This is a genomic window from Parahaliea maris (genome assembly GCF_008064665.1).
GTDB lineage: Bacteria > Pseudomonadota > Gammaproteobacteria > Pseudomonadales > Halieaceae > Parahaliea > Parahaliea maris.
This window is the reverse complement of sequence record NZ_VRZA01000002.1, coordinates 42,973-66,667: the sequence shown is the minus strand read 5'-3', so window position 1 is coordinate 66,667 and position 23,695 is coordinate 42,973. Positions and strand designations below refer to the sequence as shown.

The window sequence follows — 23,695 nt, the reverse complement described above, 5'->3', positions numbered from 1 at the left end:
ACCTGCCCGGCGGACGCCTCAGCTACCTCGCTGGGCCTGCTCGTAGGCCTTGTATTCCGCCGACTCGGGGTACAGGTTGCGCAGGGCCATGGAATAGCTGCCCTCCGCGTTCAGGTCACCGCGCGCCTGGGCCAGGCGCACACCCAGCCACAAACCCCGGGCCGATTGCTGGCGCACCGCGGTGCGGTACACTCCGTAGTATCTTTCCGCGCCGTCCACGTCACCCGCCTGGAAGCGCAGTTCCGCCACTTCCAGCAGCGCCACCCGGTTGGTGCGATCCATGGTCAGGGCGCGCTCGAAGGCCTGCTGGGCCCCGGCAGTATCCTCCAGCTGCAGCCGACACAGGCCCAGGTTCACAAAGGCCTGGGGGCGAGCGTTGTACAGGGAGTCCTTGACCACTTCCTGCAGCTGCTCCTCGGCGGCTTTGTACTCCCCCTGGGAGTAGAGAAACGCGGCGTAGTTGTTGCGGGCGCGGGAGAAACTGCGATCGATGCGGATCGCCTTTTTGAAGTTTTCCTCCGCCAGCTCGGTCTCCCCGGTGCTCTGGTACACCAGGGCAAAGGCCTCGTGCACTTCGGCATTATCAGGGTCAATTTTGGCGGCCTGTTTCAGGTTGCGCTTGGCGTTTTCCCAGTCGCCCTCGCCAATGTACTTGCGCGCCAGTTCGACGCGCTGCTGGAGGGCCTTCTCCGGCTCCGGCGGGTCGGTGAACACCGTCTCGGTCTGGGTGACACAGCCGCCAAGGGCCAACGCAAGCAGCAGCGCGGCGCTGCGCCAACGAGTGCCGTACCGGAAAAAACTGGACAATGCCAAACCTGTTACCCCGCTTCTGTCACCTGGTTCTGCCCCGCGTTGCGATAACGCTCGCTGCGGCGGGTGCGATCAACCACCTGGCCCACCAACTGGCCACAGGCCGCGTCGATGTCGTCGCCACGGGTGGTCCTGACGGTGACAATATATCCCGCATCCACCAGTACTTGCCAGAACCGTGACACGGCATTGCCACTTGGGCGTTGATAGTCCGACTGGGGGAAGGGATTGAAGGGAATGAGATTGATCTTGCAGGGGAAATCCCGCAGCAATTCGGCCAGCTCGCGGGCCTGATCCGGCTGGTCGTTGACCCCGGCAATCAGGGTGTACTCCACCGTCACCACGCGCTTGTTGTCGCTCTGGGCGGCGATGTAGTTGCGGCTGCTCTCGAGCAGGCGCGCAATCGGGTACTTGCGATTGATCGGCACCAGTTCGTTGCGCAGGGCATCGTTGGGGGCGTGCAGTGAGATCGCCAGCGAGGCCTCACTGACTTCCGCCAGCTTGTCCAGCGCCGGCACCACTCCGGAGGTGCTCAGGGTCACCCGGCGCTTGGATATCCCGTAGGCCAGGTCTTCCATCATCAGATTCATGGCCGACACCACGTTGTCGAAGTTGAGCAGGGGCTCGCCCATACCCATCATCACCACGTTGGTGACGACCCGACCCTTGCCGGACTGGAAGGCATCGAAAGACTTGATGGCCAGCCATACCTGGCCAATGATTTCCGCGGCGCTCAGGTCGCGCATGAAACCCTGCTTGCCGGTGGAACAGAAGGAACAGTCGAGGCTGCAACCCACCTGGGAGGAAACACAGAGAGTGGCCCGGTCGCGGTCCGGTATCAAAACCGCTTCCACCAGGCCGCCGCCGTCCACGCGGATGGCCCATTTGCGGGTGCCATCAGCCGAATCGTGCTGGCTGACGATCTCCGGCGGGCGTACCTCGGCGATGTGCTCGAGCTTTTCCCGCAGGGCTTTGCCGAGATTGGACATCTCGGCAAAGTCGGTAACACCGGCATGGTGGATCCACTTCAGCACCTGCTGGGCGCGGAACTTCTTCTCCCCGTGATCGACGAAGAATTGCTCCAGTTGCGCCTTGGTGAGCCCGAGCAGGTTGACCCTGTCAGGCGTCGCGCTGGTGGCGATGGTGGTAGCAACAGTGGTGGCCGTCATGCCGGTATCTGCCTCGGTCAGCTCACACGCCTCAGGCGCGCTCGCAGATCTCGCTGGCGGCGAAGAAGTAGGCGATTTCGCGCGCGGCAGAGGCCGGGGAGTCGGAACCGTGGACCGCGTTGGCGTCGATAGACTCGGCGAAATCAGCGCGGATGGTGCCGGCTTCGGCTTCCTGCGGGTTGGTAGCGCCCATCAGCTGGCGGTTCAGGGCAATGGCGTCTTCGCCTTCCAGTACCTGTACAACCACCGGGCCGGAGGTCATGAATTCGATCAGGGCCGGGAAGAAGGGGCGCTCGCGGTGTTCCGCGTAGAAACCACCGGCGACTTCCTCGCTCAGGCGCAGCATTTTGGAGGCGACGATCTGCAGGCCGGCCTCTTCGAAGCGGGAATAGATCTTGCCGATGACGTTCTTGCCTACGGCGTCGGGCTTGACGATGGAAAGGGTGCGTTCTACTGCCATGAAACTGTCTCCAGATTGTATTTGCGGGCGCCCCGCCTGCACAGGCAATACCTTGCAGGGCCAGGGAGTAACAGAGGGGTTCCCTCGGGGACGCGATTTAAGCGCGCGCAATTATACGGACTTTGGCCGGGTTTTTCACCCGAAACAAACCGCAGGAGGAAGTTTCTTTTTGTTGTAAATCAGTAGCTTAGCGCCACCCTGGGGAAAAGCGCAGTTTTCACGCATGAACAGGGCGCCAGCGAGCGCCAAAACAGCACCAAAACCGGGGTCACTGCAGGCGCTGAACGGCCTCGCAAACCCGCTGCGCTGCTGCATCGACCTCCTCTTCCGTGGTGAAACGGCCAAAGCTGAAACGCAGGGAGGCGTGGGCCAGCTCATCCCCCAGGCCCAGGGCCTTGAGCACGTAGGAGGGCTCCACACTGGCCGAGGTGCAGGCGCTACCGCTGGAGATAGCCAGGTCTTTCAGGGCCATCAGCAGGATTTCGCCATCGATGCCGGCAAAGGCCAGGTTGAGGGCGCCGGGCAAGCCGGTGGCCGGGTCGCCGTTGACCTGCACACCGGGTAGATCGCTGACAGCGGCCAGGAAGCGGTCTCGCAGGGCGGCGATTCGCTGGGCATCGGATGCCATTTCTTCCCGGGCAATGCGCGCCGCCTCACCCATGCCGACAATCTGGTGGGTGGCCAGAGTGCCGGAGCGCATCCCCCGCTCATGGCCGCCGCCGTGAATCTGGGCTTCCAGGCGCACCGGGGGCTGGCGCCGTACGTAGAGGGCTCCCATGCCCTTGGGGCCGTACAGTTTGTGGGCCGACAGGGACATCAGGTCCACCTGCATGGCCTGCACATCGATGGGTATCTTGCCGGCGCTCTGGGCCGCGTCGACGTGGAACAGGACTCCCGCCTCCCGGCACAGGGCGCCGATGGCCGCGATATCGTTCACCGAGCCGACTTCGTTGTTGGCGTGCATGATACTCACCAGGATGGTGTCCTCGCGCAGGGCTTCCCGCACCGATTCCGGGGTGACCCGCCCCTGGGCGGTGGGCGCCAGCCGGGTCACCTCGAAGCCCTCGGACTCGAGGAACTCGCAGGTATCCAGCACCGCTTTATGCTCGATACTGGACGTAATGATGTGCTTGCCGCGATCGCGGTGGAAGTGGGCCACCCCCTTCAGCGCCAGGTTGTCGGACTCGGTGGCACCCGAGGTCCACACGATCTCCCGCGGGTCCGCCCCCAGCAGGTCGGCCACCTCCCTGCGGGCTTCTTCGACAGCGGCCTCGGCGCGCCAGCCGATCATGTGCGAGCGGGAGGCCGGGTTACCGTAATTGCCTTCCATGGTCAGGCACTGGCACATCTTCTCCGCCACCCGCGGGTCCACCGGGGTCGTGGCGAGGTAGTCGAGGTAGATGGGAGTTTGCATAGCCGGTCTCCGGGGCGCCGGGCCCCTACTTCGCCTGCGGGTCGATGACCTTGCCGGCCTCGTCCCGCGGCAGGAATTTCTGGGTTTCAGTGAGCATGCCGCGGAGAATATTCAGCTCCATCTCGTCCAGCCGCACCCGGCTGTAGAGCCGGCGCAGGCGGGCCATCAGCTGGCGCGGCGCGGCGGGGTCGAGAAAGCCGATGTCCACCAGGGTCTCCTCCAGGTGGGTATAGAAGCGCTCCATATTCTCGCGGGTGGCGAAAGGCGTATCCCACTGATCGTCTTCAGTGGCGGGCAGTTTCTCCGCGTCCAGCAGCATGCGCAGCTCGTAGCACACAATCTGCACCGCCATGGCGAGGTTGAGGGAGCTGTATTCCTCGGAGGTGGGAATATTCAGGTGCAGGTTGCAGACCTTGAGCTCGTCGTTGGTCAGGCCCCGGTCCTCACGCCCGAACAACACCGCTACCTGCTCCCGGTCGGACACTTCCGCCATGCGCCCGGCACAGGCCCTCGGATCCAGCAGGGGCCAGGGAATACGGCGGCTACGGGCACTGGTGCCCACCACGAACTGGCAGTCGCCAATGGCCTCCTCGAGGGTCGAGGTGATCACCGCGTTGTCCAGCACATCGGTGGCTGAGGTAGCGCGCCAGGTGGCTCGCTCGTCCGGGTACTGGCGCGGCTCCACCAGGTACAGGCGCGTCAGACCCATGTTCTTCATGGCGCGGGCCACCCCGCCGATATTGCCCGGGTGGGATGTGTTGACCAGTACGATGCGGATATTCTCGAGATTCATGCCGATTTCGGGGGCCCGGAGGCGCGATTCAAAGGCGCGCCAGTGTAGCAGATTTACCCTGTAATCAGGGACCGGTTCGCTGCTATAATCCGCCGCCCACAAAACTCACCCGGAAAGACAGATTATGGAACCGATGGTCAACATCGCGCTGCGTGCCGCCCGCAAGGCCGGCGAACAGATCGTGCGCGCCTCTGACGATCTCGATCGCATCGAAGTTACGACCAAGGGCCGTAATGACTTCGTTTCCGAGGTGGACCGCGCCGCCGAGAACGAGATTGCCTACCAGCTCAAGAAGGCCTACCCCGACCACGCCATCCTCGGCGAGGAAGGTGGCCTGCAGGGCGACGAAGACGCCGACTACCGCTGGGTCATCGACCCGCTGGACGGCACCACCAATTTCCTCCGCGGCATCCCCCACTACGCGGTGTCCATCGCCTGCCTGTACAAGGGCAAGGTGGAGCACGCGGTGATCGTGGACCCGGTGCGCCGGGAAGAATTCACCGCCTCCCGCGGCCGCGGCGCCGCCCTCAACGGCCGTCGCATCCGGGTCAGCTCACGCCCCTCGCTGGAAGGCGCTCTGCTGGGCACGGGTATTCCCTTCCGCAATCACTGCGACGATGTTCTGGGCCCCTACAGCAAGTCGATCGAGGTACTGGCGGGCCAGTGCGCGGGCATCCGCCGTGCGGGCGCGGCCTCTCTGGACCTGGCCTATGTGGCGGCCGGCCGCCTGGATGCGTTCTGGGAGAAGGGCCTGGCGATCTGGGATATCGCCGCCGGCGCGCTACTGGTGCGTGAGGCGGGCGGCCTGATCTCTGACTTCAACGGTGCGGACAAGCACCTGGAGAATGGCGATGTGGTCTGCGGTAATCCGAAGTGCTTCAAGGCGGTGCTGCAGGTGACCAAGCCGCTGCTGGGTTGACCTGACGCTCAATCGCTAACGAAAAGCGCCTTCTGGCGCTTTTTTTGTGCGTGGACGGAACCGGGCGTCTGATCTGTGGCACCTTGACCCCGTGCACGGTAGCCGGAGCCCAAACACCGTCAGAGTAAGGACTCCGTAGGCCGGGTGCGACCTGGGGGTGTGCTTCCCCGGACACGCTAAAAGCATGACGTCCATGTCGCGCTCCTCAGCGGCCATCCATGGCCGCTGAAGGTCCGGGGAAGCACACCCCCAGTTCACACCCTCGTTCCGAGCGAGATTCCGGTCAGCCTGATCAGAAGTAATGAGTAAGGGGAATCTGTGAGGGAGCGAGCACGGTACCCGGAGCCTTTCCGGGACTCTATGAGGCATGGATGCCGAATAGAAGCGTACAGGGACGTATTCACAGCGTGTCCCGGAAAGGCTCCGGGTACCGTGCTCGCGGATTCGAGGTGCCGCAGTCCGGGATAAGCCAAACACAAAAAAAGCGCCACGAAGGCGCTTTCTTGGTCTCAGGTGTAAGAGCCTCAGGGCGTCAGATCCTCCTGATCCGCCCCTTCCTTCACCGGAATAATCAGGTCTTCCTTGCTCACCCCCATCATGATCAGTGTATTCGCCGCCACATAGATAGAAGAGTAAGTACCAATACCCACACCCACAATCAGCGCGATCGCAAAGGCGTTGATCATCTCACCGCCGAACAGGGCCAGCGCCAGCAGCACCAGCAAGGTCGTCAACGAGGTTACCAACGTACGCCCCAGCGTCTCCGTCAGGGAGATATTGATCACCTCGATCGGGTCAGAACGGCGCAGCTTGCGGAAATTCTCCCGAATCCGGTCCGACACCACGATGGTGTCGTTCAGGGAGTAACCGATCACCGCCAGCAGTGCCGCCAGCACCGTCAGGTCGAACTCCATCCCGGTGATCGAGAAGAAGCCCAGGGTGATGATCACGTCGTGGATCAGGGCCACTACCGCACCCACCGCAAACTTGAACTGGAAACGGAAGGCGATGTAGAGCATCACAAGGCCCAGTGCCAGCAGCATGGCCAGGCCGCCCTGCTCGCGCAGTTCATCACCCACCTGGGGCCCGACAAACTCGATACGGCGCAACTCCACATTACCGTCGTAATTGTCCTGTAACAGGCTCACCAGCGCCGAGCCCTCCTTGTCGGAATGGCCCTGGGGCAGGCGGATCAGCACGTCCTGCTCGGTGCCGAAACTCATCACCGCAGCGCCTTCGTAACCACCCTGGCCCAGGGTGTCGCGGATGGTGTTCAAGTTGGCGCTGTCGCTGTAGTAGACCTCCACCAGGGTACCGCCGGTAAAGTCCAGGCCCCAGTTGAGCTGGCGGGTAGCCAGCGAGGCGATGGCCGCAATCAGCAGGACGGTGGAGAACACGACGGCCAGCTTGCGCTGGCCCATGAAATTGATGATCTTCATGCTTTATTCACTCCCCCGATCGGCAGGGATTTCAACTTGCGGCCGCCATAGGTCAGGTTGACCATGGCACGGGTGACGATGATGGCGGTGAACATGGAGGTGAGGATACCCACGCTCAGGGTCACGGCGAAGCCTTTCACCGGCCCGGTGCCCACCGCGTACAGGATCACGGCCACAATCAGGGTGGTGATGTTGGCGTCGAGAATGGTGGAGAGGGCCGCGTCATAACCGGCGTGGATGGCCATCTGCGGCGATCGCCCGCCGTTCAGCTCCTCCCGTATTCGCGAGAAGATCAGCACGTTGGCGTCCACCGCCATACCCACCGTCAACACGATACCGGCGATACCCGGCAGGGTCAGGGTGGCTCCCAGAATGGACATCATGGCCACCAGCATCACCAGGTTGAAGCTCAGGGCAACCACCGCGAACACACCAAACACCCGGTAGTAGACCACCATGAACAGCACCACCAGGGCGAGGCCGTACTGCACGGACTTGACCCCCAGGCGGATATTCTCCGCCCCGAGGGACGGGCCGATGGTGCGCTCCTCGACGAAGCTGATGGGCGCCGCCAGGGCGCCGGCGCGCAGCATCAATGCCAGCTCGGAGGACTCCAGCGGGCTGTCCAGGCCGGTGATCTGGAACTGGGCGCCCAGCGCCGACTGGATGACCGGGGCGGTCAGCAGTTTTTTCTCGTCGTAGGGAATCTGAATGGCGACTTCCTCGCCCGCCTCGTTCATTTCGTAGCGGGTGCGGTACTTGCGCTCGATAAACAGCACGCCCATGCGGCGCTTGACGTTGTGGCGGGTGGCCCGGGACATCAGGCTGCCGCCCTCGCTGTCGAGGCTGATCTGCACATTGGGGCGGCCGTTCTGGTCGAAGCTGGCAGCGGCGTTGGACACGTGCTCACCGGTGATGATCACGTCGCGCTCCAGCCACTCGCTCATGCCGGCACGGTCGGCGCTGCGGTAGTCAAACTGTTGCTTGTCGGCGGCCGGGGCGTCCATGTTGGCCACCAGGCGAAACTCCAGGTTGGCCACCTTGCCGAGAATCCGCTTGGCCTCGGCGGTGTCCTGAATACCCGGCAGCTCCACCACGATGCGGTTTTTGCCCTGGCGCTGGACCAGCGGCTCGGACACACCCAGTTCGTTGACCCGGTTGCGAATGGTGGTGAGGTTCTGGCTTACCGCGTACTCGGCAATTTCCCGCAGGGTCTGCTCGGTCATGCTGGCGACGATGCGGAAGGTGTCAGCTTCCTCGACCCGGTCAAGGTAAAGCTCGGGGTGATTTTCGGCGATGATGGCCCGGGCCTGCTCGCGCAGTTGCTCGGTGCGGAACTGGCTGACCACGTTGCCCTGCTCATCCAGGCTGACAAAGCCGCGCACCCGGTCTTCCCGCAGGGCGCGCTTGACGGCGTTGAGGTAGTACTCCTGGCGGCGCTCGGTGGCGGCATCGATATCCACTTCCAGCTTGAAGTGCACCCCGCCGGACAGGTCCAGGCCCAGCTTCATGGGCTGGCCACCCAGGCCGGACAGCCAGTCCGGGGTGGTCTCGGCCAGGTTCAGGGCGACAATGAAGCCGTCGCCGAGGGCGCGATGGACCCGGGCCTGGGCGGTGAGCTGCTGCTCGCTGTCGCGCAGGCGCACCAGGGCGTTGCGGCCGTCCGGGTCGATGGTTTCGCCAAAGTGAGCGATGCCGGCTTCCTCCAGGGCATCGGTGGCGCGCTTGAGAATCGCGTCGTCGATGACCTGGGCGCTGCTCTCACCGGTAATCTGGAGCGCCGGGTCCGGCGCGTAGAGGTTGGGCGCTGCGTAGAACAGCCCGATCGCGAGTACGAAGACCACGATCAGGTACTTCCACAGCGGGTACTTGTTTAACATAGTTATGCTCTGTCAGTTAACAGGACGCGGGGGCTCAAGGAGCCCCCGCGACGATAAACGGGCCATTATAGGGATGGAGGTAGGGGCGACAAGGCCAGCTTTCAACCCAACCAGGCCCGCGCATTGCGGAACAGGCGCAACCAGCCGGCATCTTCACCCCATTCAGCGGGTGCCCAGGAGCACTGAACACTGCGGAATACCCGCTCCGGGTGCGGCATCATGATAGTGGCGCGACCGTCCTCGCTGGTGAGGCCGGTGATACCCAGCGGTGAGCCGTTGGGGTTGGCCGGGTAACGCTCGGCAATGGAAAGGTCATTCTCCAGGTAACGCATGGCCACCGTGCCGCTGGCGTCGCAGGCCTGCTGGGCAGCGGCGTCGGCAAACTCGACGCGGCCCTCGCCGTGGGCAACCGCAATGGGCAGGTGTGAGCCCGCCATGCCGGACAGGAGCACCGAAGGTGACTCCTCGACCCGAACCAGGGCGTAGCGCGCCTCGAACTGCTCGGAACGGTTGCGCACAAAGCGCGGCCAGTGGCCCGCGCCCGGGATCAGCTCCTTCAGGGTGGAAACCATCTGGCAACCGTTACAGACACCCAGGGTAAAGCTGTCGTCACGCTGGAAGAAGCGGCTGAATTCCTCCCGCACCGCGGGGTTGAACAGGACGCTCTTGGCCCAGCCCTCGCCGGCGCCGAGCACGTCGCCGTAGGAGAAGCCGCCACAGGCCACCAGGCCCTTAAAGCCGGCGAGATCGCGGCGGCCGGACAGGATGTCGCTCATGTGCACGTCGACCGGTGCAAAGCCAGCCCGGTGGAAAGCCGCAGCCATTTCCACGTGGCCGTTTACGCCCTGCTCCCGCAGGATCGCCACTTCCGGCCGGGCACCGGTGTTGATAAAGGGCGCGGCAACATCATCCGCCGGGTCATAACTGAGGTGGGCGGACAGCCCCGGATCTTCCGCGGTGATGCGCTCGAATTCTTCCCGCGCACAGTCGGGGTTGTCCCGTAGGGACTGGATCTCGTAACTGGTCCGGCTCCACAGGGCCTGCAGTCGGGCGCGGCTGTCATCGAGCAACACCTCGTCGCCGGCGCGCAGAATGACGCCCTCGCCTTCCGCGGCCCGGCCCAGTGTCCACAGGCAATCGCCCAGACCCAGTTCGGCAGCGCGGTCGAGCAGACCGGGCAGATCAGCATCGGCCACCTGCAGTACGGCACCGGCTTCCTCGGCAAACAGCTTGGCCAGGTCGTCTCCGGGCAGGCTGTCGAGGTCGACATCCAGGCCGCAGTGGCCGGCAAAGGCCATTTCCAGCAGGGTTGCGAGCAAGCCGCCGTCGGAGCGGTCGTGGTAGGCCAGCAGGGTGTCGGCGGCAAGTTGCTCCTGCACCAGGGTGAACAGGGCCTTGAGATCGGCGGCGCTGTCCAGGTCGGCCACCGTATCGCCCAGCTGGCCGTAGACCTGGGCCAGGGCGGAACCGCCGAGGCGGTTGGCGCCGCGGCCGAGGTCGATCAGTGTCAGGGTGGCGTCGTCGCGCACCTGCAGGGCCGGGGTCACCACCTTGCGCACATCGGTGACCGGGGCAAAGGCGGAGATAATCAGGGACATCGGCGCGGTCACCGACTTGTCTTCGCCGCTGTCATTCCAGGTGGTGCGCATGGACATGGAGTCCTTGCCCACCGGAATCGTAATGCCGAGTTCCGGGCACAGCTCCATGCCTACCGCGCGCACCGTGTCGTAGAGCACCTCGTCCTCGCGACCGTGCCCGGCGGCGCACATCCAGTTGGCGGACAGCTTGATGTCGTTGAGGGCGGCGATCGGCGCGGCGCAGATGTTGGTGATGGCCTCGGCGATGGCCATGCGCCCGGAGGCCGGGCCACTCACCAGAGCCAGCGGGGTGCGCTCTCCCATGGACATGGCCTCACCGGCCACGCTGTCGTAGGCCACGGTGGTTACCGCGCAGTCGGCCACCGGTACCTGCCAGGGGCCCACCATCTGGTCCCGGGACACCATACCGGTCACGGTGCGGTCGCCGATGGTGATCAGGAAGTGCTTGGAGGCCACCGCCGGCAACTGCAGCACCCGTTCTGTCGCCTCGCTGACACTGGCACTGATCGACAGGGACGACTGCTCCACACTCTGCCGGGTAACCTCCCGGTGCATGCGCGGTGGCTTGCCGAACAGGATGGACATGGGCAGGTCCACCGGCTTGTTACCGAAGTGGCTGTCGCCCAGCTCCAGCAACTGTTCTTCGGTGGCTTCCCCCACCACCGCAAAGGGACAGCGCTCGCGCTCGCAGATGGCCTCGAAGCGCGCCAGGTTGGCCGGTTCGACGGCCATCACGTAACGCTCCTGGGATTCGTTACACCAGATCTCCACCGGAGACATGCCCGGCTCGTCGTTGGGTACGGCACGCAGTTCGAAGCGGCCGCCGCAGCCGCCGTCCTTGGCCAGTTCCGGCAGGGCATTGGACAGGCCGCCGGCACCGACGTCGTGGATAAACGCAATGGGGTTGTTCTCACCCAACTGCCAGCAGCGGTCGATCACCTCCTGGCAGCGGCGTTCCATTTCCGGGTTCTGGCGCTGCACCGAGGCGAAGTCCAGGTCCTCGGCGCTGGCGCCGCTGGCCATGGAGGACGCGGCACCACCGCCCAGGCCGATCAGCATGGCGGGGCCGCCCAGCACAATCAGCTTGGCGCCGGCCTTGAACTGGCCTTTTTCAACGTGGTCCTCGCGGATATTGCCGTAGCCGCCGGCGATCATGATGGGCTTGTGGTAACCGCGGACTTCCTCTCCATCCGGACCGTTCACCCGGCACTCATAGCTGCGGAAGTAGCCGCAGAGATTGGGACGACCGAACTCGTTGTTGAAGGCGGCGCCGCCAATCGGACCCTCGATCATGATGTCCAGCGCGGACACGATCCGGCCCGGCTTGCCGTAGGGCTGTTCCCAGGGCTGGCCGTAGTTGGGGATATTCAGGTTGGAGACGGAAAATCCGGTCAGGCCCACCTTGGGCTTGGAGCCGCGCCCGACGGCGCCCTCATCGCGAATCTCGCCACCGGAGCCGGTACCGGCCCCCGGGAAGGGCGCAATGGCTGTGGGGTGGTTGTGGGTCTCCACCTTCATCAGCAGGTGGATGTTTTCCTGGCTGAAGCGGTAGTGGCAGCTGTCGGGATCGGGGTAGAAACGCCCCGCCTTGTGGCCAACGACAACGGCCGCGTTGTCGGAGTACGCCGACAGGACGTTTTCGCCCCCGCAGCGGTAGGTGTTGCGGATCATGGCGAACAGGGAGTGCTCCTGCTCCTCACCATCAATGCTCCAGCTGGCGTTGAAGATCTTGTGCCGGCAGTGCTCCGAGTTGGCCTGGGCAAACATCATCAGCTCGACGTCCGAGGGGTTGCGGCCGAGTCCGGAAAAACTGTCCACCAGGTAATCGATCTCGTCGTCGGCCAGCGCCAGGCCCAGGTCCCGGTCGGCAGCAACCAGCGCTTCGCGACCACCGGCCAGCACGTCCACCGAGCCAAACGGCGCCGGCTCCGCTTCCCGGAACAGGGCCTGGGCGGCTTCGGGGTCATCCAGCACAGCCTCGGTCATGCGGTCGTGCAGCAGGGCGGCAACCGCCTCGCGGTCTTCCGCCGACAGATCGGCCGGCACACCCAGGTAGTAAGCGACACCCCGTTCCAGGCGGCGCACTTCCGACAGGCCGCAGTTGTGGGCGATGTCAGTGGCCTTGCTGGACCAGGGCGAGATGGTACCGGGGCGCGGCACCGCCAGAATCAACTGCGCGTCGGCCGGGGGGGCTTCAGCCTTGTCCGCCACCGGCCCGTACTCCAGCAGTTTGCCGAGAATGGCCTCCCGCCCGTCATCGAGGGGGCTCGCCAGGTGGGCAAAATGCAGGTACTCGCTGTGCAGGAGTTGCAGCTCGGGGTGGATGGCAGAAAGTCTGGCCGCCAGCTTGTCACGCCGGAAAGCGGACAGGGCCGGGGCACCACGCAGGATCAACATGCTGGGGACGGCTCCAATGGAGGGGTTCGGAAAGGGCGCCATTGTACTGTATTGGCACCGCCCCGTTAACCGATATTCCCCCCCGTGACCACGGTAATAGTCACTGTCCGGGATACCCGCCCCACAGCTAGAATGCCCCGATGCGCGCTGTATCCGCCAGACTCTGCTGTATCCTCCTCCCGCTGCTGCTGGCAGCGGGTTGCAGCAATGGCGACCGCCTCTCTGCCATCGAGGAACGGGGCGAGCTGTGGGTGGTCAGCCGCAACAGTCCCACCACCTATTACCTCGACAAGAACGGCGCCGCGGGTTTTGAGTACGACCTGGCGGAACGCTTCTCGGAATACCTGGGCGTGGAACTGAAAATGCACCCGGCCTTCAGCCTGGACGCCCTGTTCACCCGCCTGCGACGGGGCGAGGTGGATATCGCCGCCGCCGGCCTCAGCCTCACCGCCCTGCGCGGCGACGAATTCGGTCACTCGGCGCCCTATGCATCCCTCACCCCGACTGTCATCTACAAGACCGGCAACCGGCGCCCCGCCAGCCTGGCCGACATCGGCGCCAGCGAGATCCTGGTGCTGCGCGACAGCAGCCACGCCGAGTCGCTCAGAGCGCTGAAGCTCACCGGCTTTCCCGAACTGAGCTGGCAGGAAATCGAGGAGGCGGACTCCATGGAGTTACTGGAGAAGGTGGCCAGTGGCGAGGCCCAATTCGCCATCGTCGACTCCAACGAATTCCGCGTGCAACAGAGCCTGTATCCGCGGCTGGCTACCGCTTTCGAGCTGGGCAACGAGCAGGAAATGGTCTGGTACCTGCCCCCGGGGCAACAGGGGGAACAGTTGCGGTCTGCCGTCAACGCCTTCTTTGCCGAGCTGCGCGACAGCGGCGAACTGGCCCGCATGAGGGAGCAGCATTTCGGCCACGCGGCGGTGCTGTCACGGATTGGTTCGCACACCTTTGCCCGCAACATGGAGAGCACCCTGCCCCGCTACGAGGAAATGATTCGCCAGGTAGCGGAGGAGTACCAGTTGGACTGGCATCTGCTGGCCGCCATCGCCTACCAGGAATCCCACTGGGACCCCAAGGCCACCTCCCCCACCGGCGTGCGCGGCCTGATGATGCTGACCCGGCCCACCGCCCGCGAAATGGGCGTGAAGGATCGCACCGACCCTCGCCAGAGCCTGCGTGGCGGAGCCCGTTACCTGAAGGACATCCGCCGCCGCCTGCCCGAAGACATCACCGAGCCGGACCGCACCTGGCTGGCGCTGGCGGCCTACAACATCGGCATGGCCCACCTCGAGGACGCCCGGGTGCTGACCGACCGCCAGGGGGCCGACCCGGACTTGTGGAGCGATGTGATGGAGCGCCTGCCCCTGCTACAGAAGCGGCAGTACTACCGCACCACGCGCTACGGTTACGCCCGCGGTCTGGAGGCGGTCAGTTATGTCCAGAATATCCGCCACTACTACAGTATCCTGCAGTGGCAGGCGAGCCCCGTGGACCAGCTGGCACCGCCGCAGGATGTGCAGCAGTACCTGCCTCCGGTATTGAGCCGGACGGCCCTGCGGGCACTCTGACCACCTTTCAGGCAGCTACCGCCGCAGCGCCGATAGTAGTCCGGTGCAGGAGCCGGTCATAGCCCTCGTAGCCCCCGGTAGCGCAGTGCAACACCGAGCGGTTGTCCCACATCACCAGGGTCCCCGGCTGCCAGGCATGCCGATAGATGAATTCCTCCCGGGTCTGCCAGCCATGTAGCTCACCGAGCAGGGCAATGGCCTCGTCCTGCGCCATACCGTCAATACCGACAATGTAGCCAAGACAACTGAACAGGCCCATCTCGCCGGTTTCCGGATGCGGCCTGACCAGCGGGTGGAGGCAGGTATCCCGCGCTGCATCTGAAGGTTCGATGGCCATACTACGCCCCGCCGCCTTGTCCTGCTCACCGTATAGGCCATCCGGTGCATAGCCACCCATCGCCGAGTGAATGGCGGTGAGGCCCTCTATCCGCTGCCGCAGTTCCCTTGGCATCTCGCGCCAGGCCAGTTGCTGATTGGCAAACAGGGTGTCACCGCCGTGGGGCGGGATGGTGATCCCGTACAGGCAGGTGCCCGCCGGAGGCGTGCGCTGGAAGCTCCAATCGGAATGCCAGCTCTCGGCGAACAAACTGGACGTTTCACCGGCATCCCGGCGAATGGCGATCACGTGTTCGCGCCCGGCGATGGGCTTGATGAAGGGATCCTGGCCGAAGGGCCCGAAATACAGGGTAAAACGCTCGAGATCGTCGTCCGCAAGCCGCTGCTCGGGAAAGCTCAACACCAGGTGCTTGAGCCAGGCCTGGCGCAGTTCCGCCACGGTCTGCGGTGAAAGGGGTTGGCTGAGGTCCAGGCCAGTGACGACAGCGCCACAGGCCTGGCCGGTTGGAGTGATTATTATTGGCATCCCGGTTTTCCTGTCAGTTTGACACCCGGACTGTATCAGCGTGCGACGGCCAGGTGAATCGACCCGGGTGCAGATGGCAACGGAACTTATCGCCTGGCGCGGAAGAACGCCCGCAACCTTTGACTGCTGTCCTCCGCCAGCACCCCCTCCTGCCAGTTCACCCGGTGGTTGTAACGCGGTTCATCCAGCAGGCAGCAGGTACTGCAGACCACACCCGCACGCGGTTCCCGGGCGGCGAACACCAGGCGCTCGATACGGGCGTGGATCAGGGCGCCTGCGCACATGGTGCAGGGTTCGAGGGTGACGTACAGCGTAGCGCCGGGCAGGCGGTAGTTACCCACCACCTTGGCGGCGTCGCGCAGGGCGACCATTTCTGCGTGGGCGGAGGGGTCGGCGTAGCTGATGACCGAGTTCCAGCCCTCGCCAAGCAACTGGCCGTCACGTACCACCACCGCACCGATGGGCACTTCGCCCTCCAGTTCGGCGCGGTCAGCCAGGGCCAGGGCGCGGCGCATCCACTGTTCGTCTTCCGCCAGATCCACGGATCATCTTCCTTTTGCAAGTCACAGTGCACAGTGTACTGAATCGGCCCTGCCCGAGGTACCTCGCGCGAGCGCCCATCACTGGGCCCGCCCCGGCCATTCACGTATCATCACGGGCTTCAAGCCCGGGAGGAGATCCATGAACCCAGAACCCACCTCAGCCATTCGCCTGACCGAGTACAGCCACGGGGCGGGATGCGGCTGCAAGATCTCCCCCAAGGTCCTCGACAGCATTCTCGCGTCAAACCTCAGCCTCCCCGACGACAACAGGCTGCTGGTGGGCAACGGCAGTCGCGACGACGCCGCCGCCTACGACCTGGGTGATGGCCAGGTGATTCTCAGCACCACTGACTTCTTCATGCCCATCGTCGACGACCCCTTCGACTTTGGCCGCATCGCCGCCACCAATGCCATCAGCGACATTTACGCCATGGGCGGCCGGCCACTGATGGCCGTTGCGATCCTGGGCTGGCCGGTGAATGTGCTCGGCCCGGACATCGCCCGCCTGGTAGTGGACGGCGGCCGGCAGGTTTGCGCCGACGCGGGCATCAGCCTGGCCGGTGGCCACAGCATCGATTCCCCGGAACCCGTGTTTGGTCTGGCTGTGACCGGACTGGTGAACAAAAGCCGCCTGCAGCGCAACGACAGCGCGACGGCCGGTTGCCGGCTCTATCTCACCAAGCCCCTGGGCATCGGCATCCTGACTACGGCCCAGAAGCAGAAAAAACTGCAGCCGGAACACACGTCGCTCGCCCGCGATGTCATGTGCACCCTGAATGCGGTTGGCGCGGCGGTCTCGGATATCGAGGGTGTCGAGGCGGTGACCGATGTCACCGGGTTCGGCCTGATGGGGCACCTGCTGGAAGTCTGCGAGGGCAGCGGGGTCAACGCAGTACTGCAGGAGTCGGCCATTCCCGTACTGGAGCCGGTACGGGCTTATATCGAGGCCGGCTGCCTGCCGGGTGGGACCGGCCGTAACTTCGAGGCCTACGGCCACCGGCTGGCGCCCTTGAGCGACAACCAGCGGGCGCTGCTGTGCGACCCCCAGACCAGCGGCGGCCTGCTGATTGCGGTGCGCCCGGAGCAGGCGCCAGCGCTGGAAGCGCTACTACAGCAACACGGTGTGCACAGTGGCTGTATCGGCGAGTTGGTGGAACAGCAGCACCCCCATCGCATCGAGGTTCGCCCGTGAGTCGAGCGGACACGGACGATTACGCCAACCTGTTCCTGCGGGACACGCCGATGTTCGATACCCGCGCTCCGGCGGAATACGAAAAGGGCTCGTTCCCCCACACCGCCAGCCTGCCGCTGATGACCGACGCCGAACGCGCCCGGGTCGGCACCTGTTACAAACGCGAAGGCCAGCAGGCCGCCATCGAGCTCGGACACCAGCTGGTCAGCGGTGCCACCCGGGAGGCGCGACTGCAGCAGTGGCTGGACTTCGCCCGGGCCCATCCCGATGGCTACCTGTTCTGCTGGCGCGGCGGGCTGCGCAGCCAGACCGTACAGCAGTGGCTGCAGGATTCCGGAATCGAATACCCCCGCGTGCTCGGCGGCTACAAGGCCATGCGCCGCTTCCTCATCGATACCACCGAGCGGGTGTTGGCGGCCGCGCCACTGGTTGTGATTGCGGGACGCACCGGTTGCGGCAAGACCGACCTGCTAAATGGCCTTCCAGGCAGCATCGACCTGGAAGGCCTGGCCCACCACCGGGGCAGCAGCTTCGGCAGGCGCCCCGGTGGGCAGCCCTCCCAGATCGACTTCGAGAACCGCCTCGCCATCGACCTGCTGCGCCTGGATTACAGTCTCCCGGGCCGGCCCATACTGCTCGAGGATGAGAGCCTGCTGATCGGTCGCTGCGCCCTGCCCCATACCCTGCGCACGCTGATGGCCTCTGCACCGCGGGTACTGGTGGAACAGGATCTCGAGGCCAGGGTAGAACACAGCTATCGCCACTATATTCTCGACAAGCTCGATGAGTGGCAGGCGGAGTTGGGGCCAGAGGAGGGCTTCTCCGCCTACGCGACCGATCTGCAGGACTCACTGGCCCGGCTGCAACGCCGGCTGGGTGGAGCCCGCCACCGGGAACTGGAGCGCATTCTGCTGCAGGCACTGGAGGAACAGGCGGCCGGAGAGAGCGGCCTGCATCGCGAGTGGATTCGCATCCTGCTGCGCGATTACTACGACCCGATGTACGATTACCAGCTCAGCCAGAAGCAAGAACTCATCGTGTTTCGCGGTCCGTCCGCCGCCGTGCGGGACTACCTTCGCGCCCTGCCCGGGCTCCCCCATTAACTCCAGCGGTTATTTCACCTGATGCTAGAACTGTCATTCGATAGCGGGATCGTGGCCCGCATCCTGGGCATCCTGTTCCCCATCGTCGCCATCGTGCTGGTGGGCTACTTCTACGGCCTGCGCCACAACCCGGAGATGAAGGTTGCCAACCGGATCAACATGGACATTTTCGTTCCGGCCCTGATCCTGGGGGCCATGGCCAGTCGCAACTTCGAACCGGAGCGCTACATTGGCCTGGCAGGGGCCGCCGCCATCCTCCTGCTGCTCTGTGGCGCACTCGCTTTTCCGGTGGCGCGCTGGCTTCGGCTCCCCTGGCGCACCTTTGTCCCACCGATGATGTTCAACAACTCCGCCAACATCGGCATTCCCCTGGCCGTGCTCACCTGGGGTGAGAGCGCCCTCCCCGCGGCGGTCATTCTGTATACGGTGTCCAACGTGCTGCATTTTTCGGTGGGCGTGCACATGCTCGACAGCCACGCCAGCCTGCTGCGCCTGTGGCGCAACCCGACCCTGATCAGTGTGGCGGTGGGCATCACCATCGCAGTGCTGCGGATTCCGGTCTGGGAGCCGGTGGTCACGGCCCTGCAATTACTGGGCAATGTGGCGGTACCCCTGCTGCTGTTTGCGCTGGGTGTCCGCATGCGCCATGTGCGCTTTACCGACCTGGGTGCGCCGCTGGTCGGTGCGCTCGTCCGGCCGGTAGTGGGCATCGGCCTGGCCTGGGTGCTGGCGGGATTACTGGGACTCAACGAGCGCGACACTGCGATGCTGCTGGTGTTTGGCGCACTGCCACCGGCGGTGATGAATTTCCTGTTCGCGGAACGCTACCACCAGGACCCGGAGCGGGTGGCGGCCATCGTACTTATTGGCAACCTGGCCACGGTTTTCATGCTGCCCCTGGCCCTGATGCTGGTATTGTAGGCCGGGTGATCCGGGAGCTCTCCTCCCGCGTAAGGGTTTGGATAAACTGAACGAAAGGAGCTCGGCCATGCAACAGACCAGACAGACAACAGGCCTCAACGTATTGCTTGTGGCAGCGGGCCTGACGGTGTCCGCCTCCGCCTTCAGTGGGGATGAGATCAGCGCCGAGACGTTCGACTGCATTCGCGATATGACCCCGGTCCGGGGTTTCTTCGTCGACAACCTGGCCGGCAACCTGGACGCCACCCTGCAGGTCGCCAACTCCCCGGAGGGAGGCCGCTACCCGGAAGGTTCAGTGGTCCAGCTGGTGCCCACCGAAGTCATGGTGAAGCGCGAAACCGGTTTTTCACCGGCGACCAACGACTGGGAGTTTTTTGAACTGGAAGTCAGCCCGGAAGGCTCGAAGATCACCGCCCGGGGCTTTGTCGACGTGGTGAACCGCTTCGGCGGCAACTGTTTCGCCTGCCACGTCAAGGCCGAACCGCAGTGGGACCTGGTGTGCGAGCAGGGCCACGGCTGCGACCCGATCCCCCTGACCCCGACCATGCTGCGGGCCATCCAGAAAACCGACCCGCGCTGTGAACCGGTGCCGCTCAGTGATGAGGAGAAAGCCGCATTGAAAGCCCTGGCATCGGCGATGCCGGCGGCCGAATAGGCGCCCCATCCTCCAGCGCCGGATGCTGGTACTCCTGCAGTGTGGTCTTGCACTGGTCCAGCGCACCGGAAGCACGGTCCAGCATCCCCTTCCACAGAATCGACATGCCGCCCGTCGCCATGGCTGCTCCTGCCGTGAGCAGGGTACTGGTTTCGTTCATTCCGACCCCCGGCCTGGACAGCGTTCCCTCCAGTGACACGAAGGGGGTCACGAACATATCCGCACTCACCCCCACCCCGGAGCGCGGCCGGGTATTGAACTCGATATTGAGCTTCTCGGTGTTCAGGTCCAGCGTACCACCGGCAACCACCTGCAACTTGGCAGACTGCAGCAGCACTGGATCGATTTGCGCCAACCCCTCCTCAATGTCGACCCCCACCACAACGCACTGCAGTTGTGCCTGGGTCTGGGTTTGTGCAAACGGGTTCAGCGCGGTCACCAGTTGCGCGAGAATATCACCCGAATAGCGCTCCATGAGGTTATTGCTCAGGAGTCCCCGGCCAAAGGTCAGCAGTATGTCGCCCTCACTACTCTCGGCCATGGCCCTGGCACTGGCGCCCATGGCGGTGAGGTCGAGCGTCAGATCGAGCGGCGGAATATCGCTGGCCTGGGACACCTCGCCAGAGGCGAGATTGACCCTCAGTCCCCGCAGGCGATTACTGAGCAGCAGGGTACCGCTTTCACCTTCGCTGGCTATTTCCAGGTGATTGCGCCCCACACCACCCTGGGCACCCGAGAAGGAAGTGTCCGCTGTAAGCCTGCCCTGGTGGAGGCTGGCTACCAGATCAACAGACTCAAGGCCAAGGACAGGGGTAACCAGCTCCTCGATCGTCCAGTGCCCATCGATCTCGTTGCCCTGAAGTGCACCGAAGGGTAAGGGGTCATCAGTGAACACGTAGCGCTGTTTACTCGCGCTGCGCTTTGCGCCCTGCTTGCCGGCTTGTGCCTCGGTCCCACCGGCGACAGACGTTGGCGCACCCGCAACCTCGGTACCGGTGAGCTGCGGCAGGTCAATCCGCCTGGACTGTAAATCCAGCGTCACCGCGGGTGCTTCAGCCGTGAGCACCCGAACCGAGCCCTGCAGGTCGCTCTCTCCCAACTCCAGTAGCAGTGGGTCGGCAACCAGCTCCGCAGCGGACAGGTCGAGTTGGGCCGACAGTGCGAACGGCTGCGCTGGCAGGGCGGTATGCCAGGTCGCGGCCTGTTCACCCCGCGCCTCCACCTTCAGTGTCGTGACGGCCTCGCTACCGCCGACCTTGCCGCTGGCTGCGAGTCGGGTATCCCCGGCACTGAGTTCCAGCTGATGCAACTGCAGGCCGTCGTCGAATCCCAGGGAAGTTGCAAATTCGAGGGGCACGTCGGGCAGCCCCGACACGCCGGCGATGTTCGCGAGCCCTTGCAGGGTAGTCAGCACCCCCTCAATGGACAGCGCGCGATCATCGCCAGCCAGCTGCGCGGTCAGTGTGACATCACCCAGTTGGCCATCCAGATGACCCTCGAGGCCGTCGCCGGCTTCACGCAACACCAGGTCGAGCGTGGTCTGGCCGGGTATCGTGAGGGGTAACGCCAGGTGGTCAAGCAGGGCCTGGAGCCCGGACACTTCGAGACGCGAGTGCAGGGAGCCAGCCCCCCCAGCCGGCGCCTCGCGCTCACCCTCGACCGCCAGGCGGGTATCACCCAGATTGAACGACAACTCGTAGTCCAGTGCGCCAGTCTGCTCGAAGACCAGCATGGGACCGGCACGACCAGCAATGGCCAGGGGCAGCGTAAACACTTCACCCTGCCCGGATAACTCGAGTTCGCCCTCCGGGTTGGCCTCGAGGGCCAGGGAGGAGAGGGACACTTCACGTTCCTCCTCACCCTCTTTACTGCGCTGCCGAAAGCGTACCCGCTCCACTTCCGCCTGCTCGAGCCAGATCGCCAGGCTCTCGCCACCCCGGGAGCCGCCTGCCGGCGCAGGAGTGGACCGGGTATCGGAGAACACCCAGTTGCTCTCGCCATCGGCACTGGTTTCCATAAGCACATCGACATCTGCCAGGCGCAGGTCAAGGATGCGCAGCGGCCCCCTGAAAACCGACAACGGGTCGATGCGCAGGGAGAAATGACCCAGTCGCGCCATCTCCGGCTCACTCCCCCACTCGGCGTTGGCCAGGTGAAGGTCATTGGCTTCCAGCAGCACCTGGGGCCAGAGGTCCAGTTCGAGGTCCCCTGCAAGGCGCAGTTCCCGCCCCAGGGCCTCGGTGCCCGCGGCCTCTATCCGGGACCGATAGGTATTGAGATCCGCAAAGTGCAGGTAGGCGAGAAGTCCGGCCAGAGCAGCACAGAGAAGGAGGAAAATAACCAGGGCGGGCTTCAATAACTTCATCGATCGGGCGTCGTCTTTGACAGGCAATTAGCGAACACTCTAGGCCATCACCTGCCGTAGTGGAAACCCGATGGCTTGCCGATAGGGAAAGCCGTTCGCTAGACTGACGCCCAAATCACAGTGACTGAAGAGAGCCGCCCATGCCCCGCACATTGATCTGCTCCCTCCTGGCTATCCCACTGCTCCTGTTGCAGGCCTGCGGCGACCCGGCCCCGGAACAGGTAGATTCAGATTCAGGTACTGCCTCGGCGGCAGAAACCAGCACCGCTCCGGTACCGCCCCCCAGGGCATCCGGGTCCCTGGTCGCGGCGGAGACCGAGGTCGTGGTGACAGCAGGGGTCGACAGCACCATCGAGTTCCTCGAAGCGGAAAATTGGTGGGGCACCCCTACCGACGACGAACCGCTGCAGGTACCTCATTTGCTGGTCACCCGGATCAAGCCCTCCTGGCAAGAGGCATCGCAGGCACTGCCGGTCCAGCAGAAGAAAGCCTTTTTCTACCGCCTGATGCTGCCGCTGGTCATGCATGCCAACAGCATGGTGGCGGAATTCCGTCGCGGCCTGGAGCAGGCCCGCAAGGAACTGGACACGCAGGGCAAGGTATCTCCGGAGAGTCTCGCCCTGCTGCAGCGGCTTGCCGGTTTGCTGCCCGGTGAAACCCGGGAATACATGGAGGCGCTGGAGAGCAATACCCCTGAGCTGGAGGCGATGATCGAGAGCCTGCTTTACCGTCTGGATGAGGTTCCACCCGGCCTCGCGCTTGGCCAGGCGGCCTATGAAAGTGGCTATGGCACTTCCCGCTTCGCCGTCGAGGGCCATTCGCTGTTTGGGCAGTGGACCTATAAAGACGACGGCATCAAGCCGAAGGAGCAGCGCGCGAGCAAAGGTAACCACCAGATCAAGGCCTTTGAATGGCCATTCGACAGTGTGCGCGGCTACTTCATCAACCTGATGACACACCCAGCCTACGAGGACTTCCGGCACCTGCGGGCCCAACTGCGCGCCGAGGGTAAACCGCTGGATTCGCTGGTCCTGGCCGACGGATTGCTGAGCTACTCGGAGCGAGGGGCAGAGTACGTGGACTCCCTCAAGGGAATGATCCGTCACAACCACCTGTACATTGCCGACCACGCCGTACTGCGGGACGAACCAATCCGTTTCCTGCTCACCGAGGAGAGCGAAGAGGCCGCGCAGCAGACGCGGGACGGCATCGAGGCCATGCGCGCCAGTGGCGAGATGCAGGAGATTCTGGAACGTATGCGCCTGGAATAGATTCTCGAGCACCGAGGCACCCAGCCTTCCACGCTGTGGGGTCCTGCCGGTAAATGATGTGACAGTTCAATGATGCCGGGGGTGGATCGCGCTGAAATCCCCGGTGTTGTCGCAAGAATATCTATATTTTTTTGGCATATGAAACCCGGCGTCAGTGCTCCCGTCACCTGACTGTAAAATGCGACCTCGCTCCCTGCCGCCACCTCCCCCTGGCCGGCTGAACCTTCCTGATATCAGGCACTTAACGGGAAGTGCTCAGGTCAACGCTGTCCAGCCGGCATAAAATCCGGGAGGAATTGCCGCCGCAATCGCTAGTGAATATTCGCTATAT

General features: G+C 64.2%; 18 protein-coding genes. 7 read left to right on the top strand and 11 right to left on the bottom strand.

Annotated features, from left to right (window positions below; translation table 11 throughout):
- Positions 1 to 18: 18 nt before the first annotated feature.
- From pilW to trmJ, 5 genes are all read right to left on the bottom strand, one after another.
- Positions 19 to 807, bottom strand: a complete 789-nt coding sequence (pilW, locus tag FV139_RS04765) for a type IV pilus biogenesis/stability protein PilW (RefSeq protein ID WP_235898551.1) — start codon at positions 805 to 807, stop codon at positions 19 to 21.
- An 11-nt stretch (positions 808 to 818) separates the two neighbouring features.
- Positions 819 to 1,979: a 23S rRNA (adenine(2503)-C(2))-methyltransferase RlmN gene (gene rlmN / locus FV139_RS04760; protein ID WP_148067127.1), complete on the bottom strand. Its 1,161-nt coding sequence runs from the start codon at positions 1,977 to 1,979 to the stop codon at positions 819 to 821.
- A gap of 31 nt (positions 1,980 to 2,010) precedes the next feature.
- Positions 2,011 to 2,439 (bottom strand): nucleoside-diphosphate kinase, encoded by a 429-nt coding sequence (gene ndk / locus FV139_RS04755; RefSeq protein WP_148067126.1) that lies wholly within the window; start codon positions 2,437 to 2,439, stop codon positions 2,011 to 2,013.
- Between the two features lie 268 nt (positions 2,440 to 2,707).
- Positions 2,708 to 3,853: an IscS subfamily cysteine desulfurase gene (locus tag FV139_RS04750; RefSeq protein ID WP_148067125.1), complete on the bottom strand. Its 1,146-nt coding sequence runs from the start codon at positions 3,851 to 3,853 to the stop codon at positions 2,708 to 2,710.
- 25 nt (positions 3,854 to 3,878) lie between these two features.
- On the bottom strand, positions 3,879 to 4,646 hold the full coding sequence (trmJ, locus tag FV139_RS04745) for a tRNA (cytosine(32)/uridine(32)-2'-O)-methyltransferase TrmJ (RefSeq protein WP_148067124.1): 768 nt from the start codon (positions 4,644 to 4,646) through the stop codon (positions 3,879 to 3,881).
- A gap of 124 nt (positions 4,647 to 4,770) precedes the next feature.
- Here trmJ and FV139_RS04740 point away from each other — a divergent pair, with 124 nt between their 5' ends.
- A complete protein-coding gene (locus tag FV139_RS04740; RefSeq protein ID WP_148067123.1) occupies positions 4,771 to 5,565 on the top strand; it encodes an inositol monophosphatase family protein in 795 nt (264 codons plus the stop codon).
- 524 nt (positions 5,566 to 6,089) lie between these two features.
- Here the strand turns inward: FV139_RS04740 and secF are convergent.
- The 3 genes from secF to purL all read right to left on the bottom strand — a co-directional run bounded on the left by secF (position 6,090) and on the right by purL (position 12,879).
- A complete protein-coding gene (gene secF, locus FV139_RS04735) occupies positions 6,090 to 7,004 on the bottom strand; it encodes a protein translocase subunit SecF (RefSeq protein ID WP_148067122.1) in 915 nt (304 codons plus the stop codon).
- Positions 7,001 to 8,884 carry a protein translocase subunit SecD gene (secD, locus tag FV139_RS04730; RefSeq protein ID WP_148067121.1) on the bottom strand — a complete coding sequence of 628 codons (1,884 nt, stop codon included), beginning with the start codon at positions 8,882 to 8,884 and terminating at the stop codon, positions 7,001 to 7,003. Before secD ends, secF begins: the two co-directional genes overlap by 4 nt.
- A 101-nt stretch (positions 8,885 to 8,985) precedes the next feature.
- Positions 8,986 to 12,879, bottom strand: coding sequence for a phosphoribosylformylglycinamidine synthase (gene purL, locus FV139_RS04725; RefSeq protein ID WP_148067120.1), 3,894 nt, complete (start codon positions 12,877 to 12,879; stop codon positions 8,986 to 8,988).
- A 140-nt stretch (positions 12,880 to 13,019) separates the two neighbouring features.
- On the opposite strand from purL, the gene mltF reads away from it, so the two are divergent.
- Positions 13,020 to 14,453: a membrane-bound lytic murein transglycosylase MltF gene (mltF, locus tag FV139_RS04720; RefSeq protein ID WP_148067119.1), complete on the top strand. Its 1,434-nt coding sequence runs from the start codon at positions 13,020 to 13,022 to the stop codon at positions 14,451 to 14,453.
- Between the two features lie 7 nt (positions 14,454 to 14,460).
- Here the strand turns inward: mltF and FV139_RS04715 are convergent, their stop codons facing one another.
- Positions 14,461 to 15,315: a TauD/TfdA dioxygenase family protein gene (locus FV139_RS04715; RefSeq protein ID WP_148067118.1), complete on the bottom strand. Its 855-nt coding sequence runs from the start codon at positions 15,313 to 15,315 to the stop codon at positions 14,461 to 14,463.
- A gap of 86 nt (positions 15,316 to 15,401) precedes the next feature.
- Positions 15,402 to 15,857, bottom strand: coding sequence for a tRNA adenosine(34) deaminase TadA (gene tadA, locus FV139_RS04710; RefSeq protein WP_328592272.1), 456 nt, complete (start codon positions 15,855 to 15,857; stop codon positions 15,402 to 15,404).
- A 139-nt stretch (positions 15,858 to 15,996) separates the two neighbouring features.
- Here tadA and selD point away from each other — a divergent pair, with 139 nt between their 5' ends.
- From selD to FV139_RS04690, 4 genes are all read left to right on the top strand, one after another.
- Positions 15,997 to 17,049 (top strand): selenide, water dikinase SelD, encoded by a 1,053-nt coding sequence (gene selD, locus FV139_RS04705; RefSeq protein ID WP_148067117.1) that lies wholly within the window; start codon positions 15,997 to 15,999, stop codon positions 17,047 to 17,049.
- Positions 17,046 to 18,152, top strand: coding sequence for a tRNA 2-selenouridine(34) synthase MnmH (mnmH, locus tag FV139_RS04700; RefSeq protein WP_148067116.1), 1,107 nt, complete (start codon positions 17,046 to 17,048; stop codon positions 18,150 to 18,152). Before selD ends, mnmH begins: the two co-directional genes overlap by 4 nt.
- Before the next feature lie 21 nt (positions 18,153 to 18,173).
- The gene (locus FV139_RS04695) at positions 18,174 to 19,073 is read left to right on the top strand and encodes an AEC family transporter (protein ID WP_148067115.1); all 900 of its coding nucleotides are present in this window, start codon (positions 18,174 to 18,176) and stop codon (positions 19,071 to 19,073) included.
- Between the two features lie 67 nt (positions 19,074 to 19,140).
- Positions 19,141 to 19,728 (top strand): hypothetical protein, encoded by a 588-nt coding sequence (locus FV139_RS04690; protein WP_148067114.1) that lies wholly within the window; start codon positions 19,141 to 19,143, stop codon positions 19,726 to 19,728.
- On the opposite strand, the gene FV139_RS04685 is transcribed toward FV139_RS04690, so the two are convergent.
- Entirely contained in the window at positions 19,667 to 22,093 is a 2,427-nt protein-coding gene (locus FV139_RS04685; RefSeq protein ID WP_148067113.1) for an AsmA family protein, read from the bottom strand. The two genes, FV139_RS04690 and FV139_RS04685, sit on opposite strands and share 62 nt — an antisense overlap.
- Positions 22,094 to 22,233: 140 nt before the next feature.
- Between FV139_RS04685 and FV139_RS04680 the strand changes: the two genes are divergently transcribed.
- Positions 22,234 to 23,364 (top strand): glucosaminidase domain-containing protein, encoded by a 1,131-nt coding sequence (locus FV139_RS04680; protein WP_148067112.1) that lies wholly within the window; start codon positions 22,234 to 22,236, stop codon positions 23,362 to 23,364.
- Positions 23,365 to 23,695 lie beyond the last annotated feature (331 nt).

Excerpts from the sequence above, each read along its gene's own strand:
- trmJ (WP_148067124.1), bottom strand. The coding sequence starts at position 4,646 with ATGAATCTCGAGAATATCCGCATCGTACTGGTCAACACATCCCACCCG.
- selD (WP_148067117.1), top strand. The coding sequence starts at position 15,997 with ATGAACCCAGAACCCACCTCAGCCATTCGCCTGACCGAGTACAGCCAC.
- FV139_RS04680 (WP_148067112.1), top strand. The coding sequence starts at position 22,234 with ATGCCCCGCACATTGATCTGCTCCCTCCTGGCTATCCCACTGCTCCTG.
- rlmN (WP_148067127.1), bottom strand. The coding sequence starts at position 1,979 with ATGACGGCCACCACTGTTGCTACCACCATCGCCACCAGCGCGACGCCT.
- FV139_RS04695 (WP_148067115.1), top strand. The coding sequence starts at position 18,174 with ATGCTAGAACTGTCATTCGATAGCGGGATCGTGGCCCGCATCCTGGGC.
- FV139_RS04740 (WP_148067123.1), top strand. The coding sequence starts at position 4,771 with ATGGAACCGATGGTCAACATCGCGCTGCGTGCCGCCCGCAAGGCCGGC.
- secD (WP_148067121.1), bottom strand. The coding sequence starts at position 8,884 with ATGTTAAACAAGTACCCGCTGTGGAAGTACCTGATCGTGGTCTTCGTA.
- secF (WP_148067122.1), bottom strand. The coding sequence starts at position 7,004 with ATGAAGATCATCAATTTCATGGGCCAGCGCAAGCTGGCCGTCGTGTTC.
- ndk (WP_148067126.1), bottom strand. The coding sequence starts at position 2,439 with ATGGCAGTAGAACGCACCCTTTCCATCGTCAAGCCCGACGCCGTAGGC.
- FV139_RS04750 (WP_148067125.1), bottom strand. The coding sequence starts at position 3,853 with ATGCAAACTCCCATCTACCTCGACTACCTCGCCACGACCCCGGTGGAC.
- FV139_RS04690 (WP_148067114.1), top strand. The coding sequence starts at position 19,141 with ATGCAACAGACCAGACAGACAACAGGCCTCAACGTATTGCTTGTGGCA.
- mltF (WP_148067119.1), top strand. The coding sequence starts at position 13,020 with ATGCGCGCTGTATCCGCCAGACTCTGCTGTATCCTCCTCCCGCTGCTG.
- FV139_RS04685 (WP_148067113.1), bottom strand. The coding sequence starts at position 22,093 with ATGAAGTTATTGAAGCCCGCCCTGGTTATTTTCCTCCTTCTCTGTGCT.
- FV139_RS04715 (WP_148067118.1), bottom strand. The coding sequence starts at position 15,315 with ATGCCAATAATAATCACTCCAACCGGCCAGGCCTGTGGCGCTGTCGTC.
- purL (WP_148067120.1), bottom strand. The coding sequence starts at position 12,879 with ATGTTGATCCTGCGTGGTGCCCCGGCCCTGTCCGCTTTCCGGCGTGAC.